Source organism: Pantoea sp. UBA5035 (assembly GCF_002415245.1).
Classification (GTDB): Bacteria; Pseudomonadota; Gammaproteobacteria; order Enterobacterales; family Enterobacteriaceae; genus Pantoea; species Pantoea septica.
The window spans coordinates 372799-388059 of record NZ_DICD01000003.1; the positions used below are offsets into that span (position 1 = coordinate 372799).

Sequence of the window (15261 nt, forward strand, 5' to 3'; positions counted from 1 at the left end):
CGATTGCCGGTTTTGTTGGATGGTATGTATAACTGCCCGAGGGATACAAAAGGCTACAAATCGGTTTGCCGCAGCGTGACGCACGCATCGAGTCCGCCTTCTGGGCGGTTGCTCAGGCGCAGCGCGCCGGACATCTGGCCGACTAACTGGGTGGCAATAGCCAGCCCCAGTCCGGTTCCACCCGTGTGACGATTGCGCGAGCTTTCCACGCGGTAAAACGGCTCCAGCACCGCCTGCAGCTCTTCTTCGGGTATGCCTGGACCGTTATCCAGAACGTGGATCGTGACGCTCTCCTCATGGGGCGCGCAAAGCTGAATCTCCGCCTGGCTGCCAAACTTCAGGGCATTGTCGATAAGGTTGGTCATAATACGGTGCAACGCCTGCGGCCGGACGGCAAAGGTATCCTCTCCGCTGCAGGGCACAAACGTCACCGCTTTGCCGACATCCTGATAGTCGCAGGCAATGCTGTCGAGAAACGCATTCAGGCTGACGTTCTGGCGCTTCTCCTCCCGCACGTCAGAAGCGCGCGCATAAGCGATACCCTCGCGCACAAGCTGACTCATATTGTCGAGATCGCTCAGCAACTTGTCGCGCAGTTCCGGCTGTTCTGCCATCTCTACGCGTAGCTTCATGCGCGTAATAGGGGTTTGCAGGTCGTGAGAAATGGCTGCCAGAATCTGCGCGCGCGCTTTCAGATGATCCTGGATACGGGTCTGCATGGCATTAAACGCGCGTGCCGCCTGCTGCACTTCTGCCGGACCGCTCTCTGCCATCATCTGTGTGCTGCCTTCAGGCTTCAGGGCATCGACCGCCTGCGTGAAGCGCAGAAAAGGGCGTACAACCTGACGTACAGCCAGCCAGGCGCAGAAAAGCAGCAGCAGCAGCTGACCCGCCAGCACCAGCGGTAGCCAGCGTGCGATGGCGGGCATGCGTGGCCAGAGGTCGAGCGTTAGCGGCGCGCCATCATGAAGCGTCAGATGCACCTGAATATGCTCGCGCGGACCTGGAATGGCATGAATGCTCATCTGGTAATGTCCGCCCAGCGTCTCCTGTAAGGAGCGCACCGCGTCGCGTGCTCGCCAGCTGCTGGGGAAGGGACCCTGCTCGCCAGGCGCCAGCAGATAGCGGTAGTTGCCGCGCGCCAGCTTCGCCAGCCACAGAGGACGCTCCGCCGCGGGCAGGCGATCAAGAATGGCCACGCTGGTCGCAACATCATATTCAAGGTTACCCAGCATAACGCTTTTGGCGCTGCTCATACGTTCAATCATCAGGCTGACCAGCGTGGAGGCATTTGCCAGCAGCAGTCCGCCAAGCACAATAATCAGCAGGCGCGACAGCAGCGAGCGTGGCCAGAGTTTCATTCACGCGCCTCTTTTATCATTACCGACGTGGCCAGCACATAACCTTCACTGCGCACCGTTTTGATGTAAGCCGGCTCGCGCGCATCTTCTCGCAGCCGCTGACGCAGTCGGCTGACCAGCAAATCGACAGATCGCTCGAACAACTCGGCATCGCGTCCCTGAGTCAGGTTTAGCAGCTGATCGCGGTTGAGCACGCGCTGAGGATGGTCGAGAAAGACGCGCAGCAGACGATACTCGGCGCCGCTGAGCGCCACGATGACGCCACTGCTGTCAATCAGATGGCGCGCAGAGGTATCAAGCTGCCATTCGCCAAATGCAATAAGACGTCCAGCTTCTGTAATCTGTAAATTAGGCGGCAGCGCCCGGGTGCGCCGCAGAATCGCTTTAATGCGCGCCAGCAGCTCGCGCGCAACAAAAGGCTTGATCAGATAATCATCCGCGCCCATCTCCAGACCGAGAATACGATCGGTATCCTCGCTGCGTGCGGTCAGCATCAGCACCGGCAGATTACGCTGCGTGTCGCTGCGCAACTGGCGGCACAGCGTCAGGCCGTCATCTCCTGGCATCATAATATCCAGCACCACTAAATCGATATGCTGCGACGCCAGCACCGCACGCATCTCACGCCCGTTAGCGGCACCGGTTGCGCGATAGCCGGACTTTTCCAGGTAACCAGTGACCAGCTCGCGTATATCGCGGTCATCGTCAACGACCAGAATGTGATCGGTATGTTCCAAAACATCCTCCTTCTGTGCGATATACGCTAATAGCGATGGTGAGAACCGGTGCAACGAATTAAGGCGCCGTTACAGAGCCGCGGCATCCGTGATGGCTTTAACAAACTCGTCCGGATCTTCAGCTGGTGGATTGTGTCCGATATTCCCGGTGAAGGTCCGGTGTTCATATTTTCCGCTGAATTTTGCCCGGTATGCTTCCGGTGCCGGATGAGGCGCGCCGTTGTTATCGCCCTCGATAGTGATCGCAGGCACGGTAATAACCGGCAGAGCGGCTAACTTTTTCTCATAAGCATCATACTTTTGCTCGCCTTTTTCCAGACCCATGCGCCAGCGATAATTGCTGATTGTGATGGCCACCTGATCCGGATTATCCAGCGCCTTAGCGGACTGATTAAAGGTCGCCTCGCTAAACTTCCAGCCTGGTGAAGCCTGCTGCCAGATCAGGCGGGCAAAATCATGCGTGTTTTGCGCATAGCCCTGCCGGCCACGCTCGGTGGCAAAATAGAACTGATACCACCACTGCAGTTCCGCCTTCGGCGGCAGTGGTTTTTTGCCCAGCGCCTGGCTGCCAATCAGATAGCCGCTGACGGACACAAGCGATTTCACACGCTCTGGCCAGAGCGCGGCGACGATATCCGCCGTACGTGCGCCCCAGTCAAATCCGCCAAAAACAGCCTGTTTGATGTTAAGCGCATCCATCAGCGCCACCACATCGGCCGCCATGGCCGAAGGCTGACCGTTGCGCGGCGTGCTGTCTGACATAAAGCGCGTGCTGCCGTAGCCACGAAGCCAGGGCACGATAACGCGATAGCCCCTGGCCGCCAGCTTCGGCGCCACTGTGGCATAACTCTGGATGTCATAGGGCCAGCCGTGCAGCAGAATAATGGGCTGCCCATCTCGCGGGCCAATATCCACATAACCCACGTTCAGCACGCCGGCTTTGACCTGATGAATCTTGCTGAAGGCGGCGGCATAGTCGGTTTCTGTCGAGGCCGCGAGGGCGGAGGTTCCAGCGCTCAGCGCCAGCGCGGCCAGCAGTGACTTACGGAAGAAAGCGTTCATAGCGGTGTTCCTTAATCTGTCAGTGGTGTTGAGCATGGTCGGGTACGGTGAAAATAACGGTTTTGCTATCGAGCGGCTTATGGGTGGGATCGGCAAGAATAAGGGTCACCTTGTGCTTGCCGGCGGGCAGCCCGACCAGAATGACGGGTTCACCGCTGGTGTCTGCCCAGTGCCACGGATGGTCATCAACAATCACGTGAATATGCCCAATGCGCGGGGTGATCTTCAGCGCCTCTGGGCCAAAGACCGGCTCGATGCGCAGATTTTCGGCCCGGTACTGAATAAAAACCGCGCCTTTGCGCAGCGGGCCGGCCAGCGGCGCATCAACAATCAATTTCGCCGGAGGCTGAGGGTTTTCCAGCGGCGCGACGGCAGCCGGACCCAGTACATCGCCGGCGCTGAGGTCGCTGAGCCTGTCGGCCTAGGCACAGGTCGCTGAAGCGCCCATCAGAAAAGATGAAATCAGTAGTCGGGTTAACATTGGGGTATCTCCACGCAGTGATTTGATGCGTTAAGAAGAACACGACAATGTACGGGGGATATGTTCGAAATGGCGTCTTGTGCAACGGGGTGTATATGTTCAGCAGGCAGATACACTGCGATACAAAAACAGTGAAAATTCACAACGCCAGGCGAAGAAAAGCGCCGCGGATAGTCTGCTAAGGAGTATGCTTTATTGATATGCTATCGGAACAGGCAAATCAGGATAAAATTCATGGACAAGAACACGCTGGTTACACTCTTAAAATTCAAACGCTGGATTGATGCTGAAACCCTAAAAACGATTAAAGGCATCAGCGAATCTGCTTATGCTGAAAAACGTCATCTGATGCTAAGACTGATGAACCATATTCATGTGGTAGACCTGATCTTCAGAGCAAATATTTCGGGACAGCAGCATGGTTACACTGCCCTGAATACCCCTGAAACACCCTCTGTAGATGAGCTTGAGGTCAAAATGGACGACTGTACCAACTGGTATATTCAGCACGTCAGATCAATGGCTCCGGCCGATTTAGGGGAAACGATTAAGTTCAGCTTTGTCGATGGTGGAGAGGGAGAAATGACAGCCATAGATATGCTGAACCATATGCTTTTTCATGGAACCTACCACCGTGGGGCAGTCGGATGGTTAATTTCAGCGTGCGGAAGCGCTCCTCCGAAAGATGTGCTGACTGTTTTCCTGAGGGATCATCATCACTGACAGGTCTGTTCTTCTGCTCATTATCTGTCTGGCGGCTTCGATGGCCGCCCTGGCGACACGCCGACCTTAACGACCCAGGATGGCTATAGTTTGGGCTAAAAATTTGCAGAGGTAATGTTTAGAGCTTTCTCAAAAGCCTGGCAGGATTGCCAGCATACACGCCTTTTACCAGCACGGGCTTCGTAACCACGCTACCTGCACCAATCACCGCACCGCTGCAAATTTCCGTTGTTAAAATGGTTGCTCCGCTACCCACGGTTACCGCGTTACCTAATACGATATGTATCCAGCTTTCTGCAGACGCATCAGGGCCGCCACTCCTGAACAGGTCGTTTGCAAAGGTTACGCCATGACCTATAAAGCAGTCCTTGCCTAAGGTAACGTTCTCACAAATGAAAGTGTGAGACTGTACTCTGGTTCTGTCGCCTATAACGCATCCTTTTTGTATCTCTACGAATGGTCCTACAAAAACATCATCGCCTAACTCACATTCATAGATGTTTACCGGCATGACGACTTTCACATTTTTACCTTGCTCTACGTCACGAATGCCGCTTTCGATAATCTTCATATAGGCTGCGTCCTTACTCGGGATGATTCGGCTCAGAATAGCTTAAAAAGCTTGAACACGTTTTTATTTCCATCAGGTGGCCCAATAACCCGCCTCCGCTTATTAGCGAACCAGGGTCCGCTTCTCGAAAAGCGGACAATAAATATTCGTGCTGACAGTGACGAAACGGCTGGCGTCTTAGTCTGAGTGGGATATTCCTTTAGGCTTAAGAAATTCCATGGTTTTTTGAGCAAAGAAAATAAATAATTTTAAATCCCTGCGAATTAAAAATATGCTCTCTCTTGCGTCATTAATTTCGCATAAAAGAGAAAAAACCTGACCCCGACATTAGGTGGGTGAAGAAGGCCACTTGCAATGAAATAATAAAAATTTAAGTTAGATGCCAATGTAGATCTTTTTTTGTCCGCACACATCGTACGGAACCCGTCTGTTATCTTTTTCGAGTTCCGCGCTGCCTGATTTTTTAGTTTCTGCGGCAAATTCCAGGAATTGATAATTAAAAACAAGGTGGCTTGGTTTTTTTAGTTAAAATATTTTTTATTTAATTTAAAAATTAAATATTGTCATCTTTTTGAGGTAGTGTTTTATATGTAGTGTTTAAAAATAGATACGAGTAAGTTAAAATATTGCTTCACTCATTTATTTTCGATAGTACTAACTATAATGCTGCAAAAAAATAAAATTTTCCCTGCGTTATCTCTCATCGCGATGTTAGTCAGTGCGACTGCACATGCGGAAGACACCAACGAAAAAACAGACGTACTTCTGATTGGCGGCGGTATTATGAGTGCCTCAATGGGCACATTACTGCAAGAGCTCCAGCCTGACTGGAAACAGCTTATGATTGAAAAGCTGGATGGCGTTGCGCTCGAATCATCTAATGGCTGGAACAATGCCGGTACGGGTCACTCCGCCAATATGGAGCTGAACTATACGCCAGAACGTCCAGACGGTTCGATTGATGTGTCTAAAGCGCTTGAAATCAACGAATCCTTCATGATTTCTCGCCAGTTCTGGTCATCACAGGTAAAGCGTGGCGTATTAAACGATCCGCACTCGTTCATCAACTCTACGCCACATATGAGTTTTGTATGGGGTGACAAGAACGTTGATTACCTGACTAAACGTTATGCTGCTCTGCAGCAGACTACATTGTTTCAGGGGATGAAGTTCTCTACCGATCAGAATCAGATCAAGCAATGGGCTCCTCTGATTATCGCCGGACGCGATCCCCACCAGAAAGTGGCTGCAACCTGGACGCCGGTTGGCACCGACGTGAACTATGGCGAAATTACACGCCAGCTGGTGGGTAGCCTGAAAAAAGACAATAACTTTAAGCTGGAAACCTCATCTGAAGTTACGGGTTTTAAACGTAACAGCGATAACTCCTGGCACGTCACTATCACTGACGTGAAAAGCGGCAAAGAGCACGCTGTAGACGCTAAATATGTCTTTATTGGCGCAGGCGGCGGGGCCTTAAAACTGTTGCAGGAAACGGGGATTCCGGAAGCTGAGAATTATGCAGGTTTCCCTGTCGGCGGTTCGTTCCTGGTAACAGAGAATCAGGACATAGCCCGTCAACACGCGCAAAAAGTTTATGGACAGGCTTCCGTGGGTGCGCCACCGATGTCGGTACCGCATCTGGATGCGCGTTTCCTGGATGGTAAACGTGTCGTACTGTTTGGGCCTTTTGCGACTTTCTCGACCAAGTTCCTTAAAAACGGCTCTTTCCTCGATCTGTTAAGTACCACTACGACCAAAAACGTAGGTCCGATGACTGACGTAGGGCTGGATAACTTTGACCTGGTGAAATACCTGATTGGCCAGGTGATGTTAAGTGACGAAGATCGATTCGAGGCGCTGAAAGAGTATTATCCGTCAGCGCGTAAAGAGGACTGGAAACTCATTCAGGCAGGCCAGCGCGTACAGATCATCAAGAAAGATGCTGAAAAAGGCGGCGTACTTAAACTGGGAACTGAAATCGTTACCGATAAACAGAAAACCCTGGCTGCGCTGCTGGGCGCTTCTCCGGGCGCATCGACCGCCGCGCCTATTTCCATCAATGTGATGAAGGAGCTGTTCCCTGAGCAATTCAAGTCGGCGGAGTGGCAGAGCAAGATCCGTAGCATCGTTCCTAGCTATGGACAGAAACTGAACGGCAACGTTGCGCTGACCCAGCAGGTTTGGGATGAAACGGCGGCAACGCTGCAGCTGGTAAAACCGCCAGTGATCCAGATGAAGGACGCGCAGGAATCTCCTCAGGCTCAACCTCAGAAACCAAAAGCCGCCGCTGAAGCTCAGCATGATATGGCTCTCTAATCCTTACGGATGATGATAAAGCCCCTGACGTTCTCTTCAGGGGCTTTTATTATTAAGCCGCTACACAATCAAATTTCATCTTTGCAATGTAATCTGCGTTAGAACTAAAAAAGCCAGATATAAATACTCACTATTTTATAATTGTGTGAATTGTAGTTGGGCGAGTTACGGTGTTATTCAGCATTGTCACTTTCTATACAAAAGGCATTTTGTAAATGCCAAATAACTGTTATCTGCTATACCCCGTTTAATACTCTTGTCGCGTAACATGAGGTATTAACGCAAATTAGCCTTACGCATTGGCATTCTGTCGATGGTAGCCAGCAAATCTTCTGAAGTAAGCGGTGTTTTTTGACGAATTTTCACCCCGCCATCCTTACCGACCAGTACCACTTCAAAACCGTCGGGCTTAAATTGCGAACGCAGCTGGCCACTGGCAGCAGGTGAGGTATCGCTCAGCACGATGATATCGCGATCCGCTAAATCAGCTTTGCTTTGCTCAAGCATGGCAATTTGCCTGACATAGTCAGCATCTTTTTCCGATGGAGCAAATATAACAACAGGGCGGCTATGCCACTGATACTGTTCAAGGCTTGCTGTATCAGGGGGCAAAGAGTTGAACATCGTGGTACCTGCCGTCAGCGCAGAACTGTAAAAGAACAATGACAGCATCAACATGCCTGAAGCCATGAAGCAGCTGTGAGACAGATATACTTGTTTTGGTAGTAAATTTTTCATACGCATCCTTTACTCCTCCTGGTCAGGCTGGGGGCATTCAGACAGAAAGAATGATCGGACAGATAAATGCCGGTCATATATCAACAGTAGTGGAGTTGGCCAGGTATGAACGTCTCCTTTCGTATATTTACAACGAGAGGGAACAAGAAACGCTCTTCAAGACTGCGCTGGAGACGCACTCTGGCAGCGCTTAGCCAGGCGCAGGCCGCCGGACAGGTAAGCGAAATCTTCCCGCCGGCGTTTCTGCTGACTACCATGATGGCCCTGTTTGTAGCGTGGTCCGTCGCCAGTCCGTTTGGAGCATTCTGCGATGGCGTGCCGGCCGATGACATCAGGAATATGCTACAGCGCATGATCGGAAGAATGATCCGATCGGAATAAACGCGCTTCCCGGCAAGCGATACCTGAAGGATAGCCCGTGGATGCGGGGATCAGGCTTCACTCTGACAGGGCTCAGCAGTCGCTACGGGCTTCCTGAGCTTCTCGGACAGCTGCAGGCTGACCAGCGCCAGTACAATGAAGGCCACCGACATCCCGGCTAGCCCGTAAAATCCTGCCACCGGATAAACCCAGGAGGCCACCGCTGAGCCAAAGCCTATGCCCCCGAACATAAAGGCACTGGTCAGCGCCAGCGCAATGCCGCGATGTCGGGCAGACGACAGTTCAACGATCCTGCGCTGCTGGCTGGGCCAGAGCAGGTCTGTGGCAAAGGCCCAGAAAACGAGCGCCGCAAGCAGCACCCCCAGCGCTTTCGGCAGCAGGGCAATCAGCGCCGTATCTGTGATGAGCAGTATCATGCCCGTCAGCAGCAGCTTTTCAGATGTAAAGCGTGTCGCCGCCCGGGTGACCCAGAGGTTTCCCAACACCCCGGCTACGCCCAGCACCGCCAGCGCCGCGGAGACCGCATGTGTGCCACCGGCGTAGGTGTCGCGGATGAGCGGGGCGATAAAAGAGTAAAAGCTGTAGACCCCGGAGGTGATGAAAAACACCACCATGAAGGCCGTCAGGTATTTCCCCTCAGACAGGACGCCCGCCATCTCGGTGAGCCGGATACGCGAACCCACACTTTCATCTGGCACCGTCAGCAGGACGTTCAGCCCGCTCAGCAGGCTCACCAGTCCGACCAACGCAAACAGTGCTTTCGCCCCCCACATGCCGGCAACCCACGCGGCGAGCGGAATACCGGCCAGGCTCGCCATCGATACCCCGAGGAGCACCATGCCGATAGCCCGCCCGCGCTGCTGTTCATGTACCAGTTCAGAACCCAGCGCAACCAGCACCGGGCCGATAAACCCTGCACCTACGCCCATTAGTATGCGGGAGGCAACCAGCGCACCGTAGGCCGGAGACAGAGCAAAAGCGAAGGCGCCCAGTCCAAAAAGCCCGATACCCGTGAGTACCAGCTGGCGACGGCGCAGATGGCCAAACATGACCTGAACCAGCGGGGCGGCGAGCGCAAAGGTCAGGCCGAATATACTCAGTAAGCGCGCGCTCTGCGCATCAGTCAGCTGCCAGGCAGCAGAGATAGCAGGCAGGCTGCCGGCGACAGACAGCGCACCGGTAGCCTGTACAAAGTAAGCGATGCTTAGTGCGCGCAAGGCGCGGCGCTGGGAAGACGTGATAGCAGCGTTCATGATTCAGCTCCAGATAGAGCAGGGGCCTGAGGCCCCTGATGATGTTACTGAACAGGGATTGGGTTATCCGCCACGGACTGGTTGAACTGGTTCACCAGTGTATGCTCGTCTGCGCCCGGGTTATCGCGCACCGGCAGCACGCGATCGACAATGGCTTCGATGGTGTCGGTGCCGAGCTTGTCAAAGGTTTCGCGAATAAAGTCTTCCAGTGGCATGGCGCGCGGATCACCGCTCTTGTAAATCAGGTCGGTATCAACCCACGGCGGAGAAATTTCAATCACCTGTACGCCGCTGTCGCGCAGCAGGAAACGCTGCGACAGGGTGTAAGAGTGAATGGCGGCCTTGGTGGCGGAGTAGAGCGCGTTGGTTGCCAGCGGCAGAAACGCCAGCACTGAGCTGTTGTTGATCAGCACCGCGTCAGGCTGCTGCTTCAGGTGTTCGATGAAGGCGGCACTGACGCGCACCGGCCCAAGAATATTGGTGTCCAGCAGGGTGACCGCCTGCGCATCGTCCAGCTCGCCAGCCGCGTTGTCGAACGGCATGATGCCGGCGTTGTTGATCACCACGTTCAGTGCCGGATAGCGCGCCAGCACGCTTTGCGCGGCGGCTTTAATGCTGTCGGCGCTCGTCACATCCAGCACCACATAATCCATGCCCGGACTGGCCGCCGTCACCTCCTTCAGCAGCGCCTCACGGCGTCCGGAGATGATCACCTGGTTACCCAGCTGGTGGAATTTCTCGGCCATTGCGCGGCCGATGCCAGAGGTGCCGCCGGTGATGAAGACAGTGTTATTAGTCAGTTTCATGGTCATATTCCTTCAGATGATAAGTTGTAAGGTTATTAAGTTGTCAGGGTGGATCAGTGCATGGAAACAGGCTGATAGCGTGGAGCTGGCGCATCGCTGCCAAGGTGTGGGATCATCGCCTGGCGCGCCTGCTCGTAATTTGTCCACAGGGTTTCGTCCTGCAGGGAGGGAATGGTGATAAGCTCGCCGCGGGCAAAGCCGGTCAGGGCGGCATCCACCATCTCCTGTGCGCTCATCACGATTTTCGGGTCGAGCTGCCCGACAGGCAGGCCGCCGTTATCCCAGAAAGGCGTGGCGGTGGCGCCAGGCAGTACGGCCTGCACCTGAACGCTTTTGCTGGCCAGTTCGTGATGCAGCGACTGCGTAAATGCCAGAACAAAGGCCTTAGTGCCGCCGTAGACGCCGTTCAGCAACTCGGGCGCGACGCTGACGATAGAGGCAATATTGATGACGGCGCCGCGTCCGCGGTCAACAAATCCGGGTACCACGGCGTAGGTCAGGCGGGTCAGAGCCGTGACGTTCAGGTTGATCATGGCGGTCATCTGCTCTGCGCTGCTCTGCAGCAGCGGCGTGTGGGTGCCGATGCCGGCATTGTTAACCAGCAGCGTGATGCTGGCGTCCTGACGCAGCTTTTCTTCCACTCTGGCAAGCTGGACGGCATCGGCCAGGTCAGCCGCGACAACCTCGACGCTGCGGCCGCTGTCGGTAGTGATATGCTCTGCCAGCTGGTTCAGGCGGTTGTGGTTACGTGCCACGATAATCAGGTCATAGCCCATGCGTGCCAGGCGGCCGGCGTAAAGTGCGCCCATGCCGGTGGAGGCGCCGGTGACAACGGCGGTACCGTGGTCGGTGTGTGTTTGCTGCGTCATGATGTTCACCTTGTCAGTTATCGGGTTGGTGAATTCATAGTACGCAGCCACGCACCGGCGCGGCTGACAAGAAAGGGTGTGTTTCAGGACATCATGATGGCCGGATTAATGGACATCATGATGGAAGAAGCAGCAAGAGAGGCGGGGGCGTCAGGCTTTTCCGGTGCGTATAGACTGCGGCGGAATGCCATAGCCACGCATAAAGACCTCGCGCATGTGTCGCCGGTCGCGAAATCCTGACTCACGCGCAATCACTTCCATTGACAGCCTGCTCTGCTCAATCAGCAGCCTGGCATTTTCGAGACGCAACGCCTCCACCGCTTTCGCCGGCGACTTGCCGGTTTCAGAGCGGAACAGACGGCTGAGCTGGCGCGCGCTGACGTGCACCGCATCCGCCATTTCTTCAATGGTTAAAGGCTTGCTAAGGTTTTTGCGCGCGTATTCCAGCGCAGACTGCAGGCGATCGCTGCGCGGCGAGAGCATCAGCATCTCCGAATGCTGGGTCTGCCCACCTGAGCGGCGGTGGTGCATGACCAGCAGATGCGCCACGCTGCGCGCGACCTCTGTTCCCAGATCCTTCTCCACCATGCCTAGCGCCATATCAAGACCGGCGGTTAAGCCGGCGGACGTCCAGACGTGGTCATCGATGATGAAAATGCGATCTTCCTCCACCCGGGTGGTGGGGTGCATCGTTTTCAAGGTCTGCGCATGGATCCAGTGGGTGGTGGCGCGGCGCTGCGCAAGCAGTCCCGCCTGGCCCAGCACAAAGGCGCCGGTACAGATACCGGCCACGCGGCGCGCTTTCAGCGCATGGGTCTGCAAAAAGGTCACCACGCCGGGCGTTGCCGGCAGCTCAACCGGCGTCAGCACCCCGGCGATAAGCCAGGTATCAACGGGCGCGTCCGCATCAAGCGGTTTGCTGTCGACGCTGAAGCCGTACGAAGATAAAACGGATCCACCCCTTTCAGAGTAAACCGCGCAATCATAGAAAGGTTCTCCCTTAACCTGATTGGCGAACTCAAAGATACTCAGCGTGGACAATCCTAAAACCTGAAAGTAATCAGAAATCAGTAAGCCTACCCGATGCATCATATTCTCCTGTTACAGCCTGGCGCCGGAACCCTCTGGGTTTGCCGGTATCGCTGAAAACGTTGAGCATTAACAATACCCTGAATAAGACGCTTCACGTACTGCCTTTTTCAGTCTGCGTAAATCTTCCTTCAGAACCGGACTTTCCATCTTCACTTTTCACGTGAAAGTGTTTGCTGTTATTGCACCTGTTTTACAGCAGATGTCCGCACTATTATTCATTTCACACAAGGCAGCGGAAATAACCGGCTGCCCTGATAGATAACCCTGAACATCTCAATCACTGATTAAGGAAATGAAAATGAAAACTGTAAAATCTGCTCTGATTATTGCCGCCCTGACCGCCATTTCATTTGGCAGCTTCGCTCAGAGTGTTACCGCAACGGGTTCGACGCTGGATGAAGCGGAGTCACAAATTGCACAGCAGGCTAAAAAAACGGGCTCTGATTATAAAATTACCGAAAGCTATGCTGGTAATCAGTTCCATATGACGGCCGAGCTGATTAAGTAAATATTAAAATGATGAAAAAGGGCCATTTATCTGAATGGCCTTTTCTTTTTTATATTCCCCATATCCTTATTTTATTTAACCTTTTAGAAAAACGCCGCTATAAACCCGTCCCGCTCCTTCAGTAGTGATATCACTGACAAGCTCGCTATCAAGGAAATTCGTTTAAATTGATTGCCTATCAATAGGTTAATCATGACATCTGAGGTGTGGCTTCCTTTGCTCGCTTAAAATTAGTCATACTGAAAAGCAGCCTGAGCCTGCGTTTAACCAATTGCTTTTTATCAGCAATGTTTATCTAAGAGCTGAAGCAATTAAGACAAGCCCGGCTTATCTTCATTCCACACGTGAAAGTCTTTCCCGAAAAAGGCTCTTTTTCATTACGGGAGTGTTTATTAATATTTAACTCATACAAGGCGGTCGAATTAAACGGCCACCTTAAAACACTGACCTGACATCACGACTACTTTTAAAGGAAATGAAAATGAAAACTGTAAAATCCGCACTGATTGCAATCGTTCTTACTGCTGTTTCATTCGCTGGTTTCGCGCAAAGCATTACTGCGACAGGTTCGACAATTGATGACGCTGAATCTCATATTGCGCAGCAGGCTCAGAAAGCAGGCGCCACTTATAAAATTACCGAAAGCTATTCAGGTAATCAGGTACACATGACGGCGACGCTGCATAAATAAGTTGAGTCTGGAAGGGCCATTTCAGTGAAATGGCCCTTTTAATTCAGGCGCTCTGGTTTGCGGCTGATACAGCCTGCGCTCCCTGCGCGAAAGCCGGATGTGTACGCATTAACGCTGTAATGGACTTTAGATGTTCGCGCAGCAGGGCGTGTAGCTCCCGGATCGCTGGCGAAAATTGTTTACGGTGGGGGCAAATAAGATTTAGCGGCACGGCTTCCCCAGGCTGTTCGGGAAGCAGCACTTCCAGCCGACCGGCCAGCACATCGGTGCTGACATCTATCCACGACTTATAGGCAATGCCCATTCCCGCTACTGCCCAGCGCCTCACCAGATCGGCATCATCGCACAGCATTCTGCTGCTCACCGTCAACTGGCGCCGAACGCCATTTTCTGGAAATGACCATTTATCGTAAGCGTGTCCGTTAAGGGTGTAGAGCAGACAGTGGTGCCTGAGCAAATCATCAAGGTGCTGCAGCCTGCCGTGTTTGTTGATATAGGCGGGCGAAGCGGTGAGCACGCGCCGGTTATCTTCGGCCAGCGGCAACGCCACATAACTGCTGTTTTCAAGCGTGCCATAGCGGATGGCCACATCCACCGGATCGCGAAAAACATCGCTGACCTGATCGGACAGAAAGAGGCGAAGGGATATTTTGGGATGTTTTTCGCAGAAAGCGGTGATCACCGGCAGGATGATGTTTCGCCCGATGTCTGACGGAATGGCAATTTTCAGTTCACCCTGCATTTCATCTTCACTGCCCTGCAGGCGCTCGGTGCCTGCCTGCAGGATGGTCAGCATTTCCTGTGCATAAGGAAGCCAGGTTTCTCCCTCTGCGGTAAGGCGCAGGCTGCGCGTGGATCGCGCAAACAATCGTTTATTCAGGTCGCGCTCCAGGCGGTTGACGGCGGCACTGACCTGCCCCGGAAGAATATCGGCTTCACGGGCTGCACTGGAAAAGCTGCCCAGCGCGGCGGAACGGACGAACAACGTAACATCTTCAAGACGTATCATTCAGACTCCAGAATGCAAAACGTATTCGGATCCGGTCAGGCTAAGACATTACTGGCTATCAGAAGGCCTGATAAAGCGGAGCAGGGAGGTCACGCGCGCCTGCCAGCCCTGCGGCTCAAGTCTGTCATTCGCTTCCAGACAGGCTTCAACCAGAAAAGACCAGATAATTTCTGCCATTACGCCGGCGTTTTCTTGTACGGGGATGTTCATCCGTATCTGTTCAATGACCGTCCCACGAAAGTCACGCACGATCTCCAGCGCAGCCGCGGGCAGAACGGCAACTTCCCGCGTTGAGTTGATAATGAAGCAACCGGTAAACGCGGGATTATTAAAAGGCGCAGCCAGCAGAAACTGCTCAATATTTTGCCAGCCATACGGCTGTTTTTGTAACAGAAACTGGGCAGGCGCGCTACTGACATAGTGTTCAAGCGCGCTGACAAAAAGCTGTTCCTTACTGCAGAAGGTTGCGTACAGGCTTGAGCGGTTAATATCCGTCGCTTCTTCAAGCTGGCCAAGGCTGGTTCCAGCCAGCCCGTTCTTCCAGAAGACCGGAATAACGCGACTCAGAACGTCTTCATTGCTTATTTTCCTCGGTCTGGCCATCAGGATCTCCGTTTTAAACCAATCATTTTAATATGCATCTTACCCGCAAAAATTACC

Annotated in this window: 16 protein-coding genes and 1 pseudogene; 5 read left to right on the top strand and 12 right to left on the bottom strand. The window is 53.5% G+C overall.

Annotation, left to right across the window (positions count from 1 at the left end):
* Window positions 1–53: 53 nt before the first annotated feature.
* From B3229_RS02610 to B3229_RS02625, 4 genes and pseudogenes are all read right to left on the bottom strand, one after another.
* Window positions 54–1361 carry an ATP-binding protein gene (locus tag B3229_RS02610; protein WP_286868314.1) on the bottom strand — a complete coding sequence of 436 codons (1308 nt, stop codon included), beginning with the start codon at window positions 1359–1361 and terminating at the stop codon, window positions 54–56.
* Window positions 1358–2098, bottom strand: a complete 741-nt coding sequence (locus tag B3229_RS02615) for a response regulator (RefSeq protein WP_286868316.1) — start codon at window positions 2096–2098, stop codon at window positions 1358–1360. Before B3229_RS02615 ends, B3229_RS02610 begins: the two co-directional genes overlap by 4 nt.
* A gap of 69 nt (window positions 2099–2167) precedes the next feature.
* Window positions 2168–3160, bottom strand: a complete 993-nt coding sequence (locus B3229_RS02620) for an alpha/beta fold hydrolase (protein ID WP_286868501.1) — start codon at window positions 3158–3160, stop codon at window positions 2168–2170.
* Between the two features lie 19 nt (window positions 3161–3179).
* Window positions 3180–3608: pseudogene (locus tag B3229_RS02625) on the bottom strand (DUF6130 family protein).
* A gap of 267 nt (window positions 3609–3875) precedes the next feature.
* On the opposite strand from B3229_RS02625, the gene B3229_RS02630 reads away from it, so the two are divergent.
* Complete coding sequence (locus tag B3229_RS02630) at window positions 3876–4364, top strand: DinB family protein (RefSeq protein ID WP_048781024.1); 489 nt, start codon at window positions 3876–3878, stop codon at window positions 4362–4364.
* A 118-nt stretch (window positions 4365–4482) separates the two neighbouring features.
* On the opposite strand, the gene B3229_RS02635 is transcribed toward B3229_RS02630, so the two are convergent.
* Window positions 4483–4935, bottom strand: coding sequence for an acyltransferase (locus B3229_RS02635; protein ID WP_048781023.1), 453 nt, complete (start codon window positions 4933–4935; stop codon window positions 4483–4485).
* Between the two features lie 663 nt (window positions 4936–5598).
* On the opposite strand from B3229_RS02635, the gene mqo reads away from it, so the two are divergent.
* On the top strand, window positions 5599–7254 hold the full coding sequence (mqo, locus tag B3229_RS02640) for a malate dehydrogenase (quinone) (RefSeq protein WP_286868320.1): 1656 nt from the start codon (window positions 5599–5601) through the stop codon (window positions 7252–7254).
* Window positions 7255–7530: 276 nt separating this feature from the next.
* Here mqo and B3229_RS02645 read toward each other — a convergent pair whose 3' ends face one another.
* Window positions 7531–7998, bottom strand: coding sequence for a DUF4174 domain-containing protein (locus B3229_RS02645; RefSeq protein WP_286868322.1), 468 nt, complete (start codon window positions 7996–7998; stop codon window positions 7531–7533).
* A gap of 99 nt (window positions 7999–8097) precedes the next feature.
* On the opposite strand from B3229_RS02645, the gene B3229_RS21265 reads away from it, so the two are divergent.
* On the top strand, window positions 8098–8373 hold the full coding sequence (locus B3229_RS21265; protein ID WP_410477768.1) for a hypothetical protein: 276 nt from the start codon (window positions 8098–8100) through the stop codon (window positions 8371–8373).
* A gap of 50 nt (window positions 8374–8423) precedes the next feature.
* Here B3229_RS21265 and B3229_RS02650 read toward each other — a convergent pair whose 3' ends face one another.
* From B3229_RS02650 to B3229_RS02665, 4 genes are all read right to left on the bottom strand, one after another.
* Window positions 8424–9626, bottom strand: a complete 1203-nt coding sequence (locus tag B3229_RS02650; RefSeq protein WP_286868325.1) for an MFS transporter — start codon at window positions 9624–9626, stop codon at window positions 8424–8426.
* Between the two features lie 44 nt (window positions 9627–9670).
* Window positions 9671–10432, bottom strand: a complete 762-nt coding sequence (locus B3229_RS02655) for an SDR family oxidoreductase (RefSeq protein WP_048781019.1) — start codon at window positions 10430–10432, stop codon at window positions 9671–9673.
* A 53-nt stretch (window positions 10433–10485) separates the two neighbouring features.
* Window positions 10486–11301, bottom strand: coding sequence for an SDR family NAD(P)-dependent oxidoreductase (locus tag B3229_RS02660; protein WP_286868328.1), 816 nt, complete (start codon window positions 11299–11301; stop codon window positions 10486–10488).
* Between the two features lie 150 nt (window positions 11302–11451).
* Complete coding sequence (locus tag B3229_RS02665) at window positions 11452–12390, bottom strand: GlxA family transcriptional regulator (protein ID WP_081141706.1); 939 nt, start codon at window positions 12388–12390, stop codon at window positions 11452–11454.
* A gap of 301 nt (window positions 12391–12691) precedes the next feature.
* On the opposite strand from B3229_RS02665, the gene B3229_RS02670 reads away from it, so the two are divergent.
* Both B3229_RS02670 and B3229_RS02675 read left to right on the top strand, forming a co-directional pair.
* Window positions 12692–12901, top strand: a complete 210-nt coding sequence (locus B3229_RS02670; protein WP_286868335.1) for a YdgH/BhsA/McbA-like domain containing protein — start codon at window positions 12692–12694, stop codon at window positions 12899–12901.
* A 481-nt stretch (window positions 12902–13382) separates the two neighbouring features.
* On the top strand, window positions 13383–13592 hold the full coding sequence (locus tag B3229_RS02675; RefSeq protein WP_286868337.1) for a DUF1471 domain-containing protein: 210 nt from the start codon (window positions 13383–13385) through the stop codon (window positions 13590–13592).
* Window positions 13593–13635: 43 nt separating this feature from the next.
* Here B3229_RS02675 and B3229_RS02680 read toward each other — a convergent pair whose 3' ends face one another.
* Complete coding sequence (locus B3229_RS02680; RefSeq protein ID WP_286868339.1) at window positions 13636–14601, bottom strand: LysR family transcriptional regulator; 966 nt, start codon at window positions 14599–14601, stop codon at window positions 13636–13638.
* A 48-nt stretch (window positions 14602–14649) separates the two neighbouring features.
* Window positions 14650–15204, bottom strand: coding sequence for a TetR/AcrR family transcriptional regulator (locus tag B3229_RS02685; RefSeq protein ID WP_048781013.1), 555 nt, complete (start codon window positions 15202–15204; stop codon window positions 14650–14652).
* Between the last annotated feature and the right edge of the window lie 57 nt (window positions 15205–15261).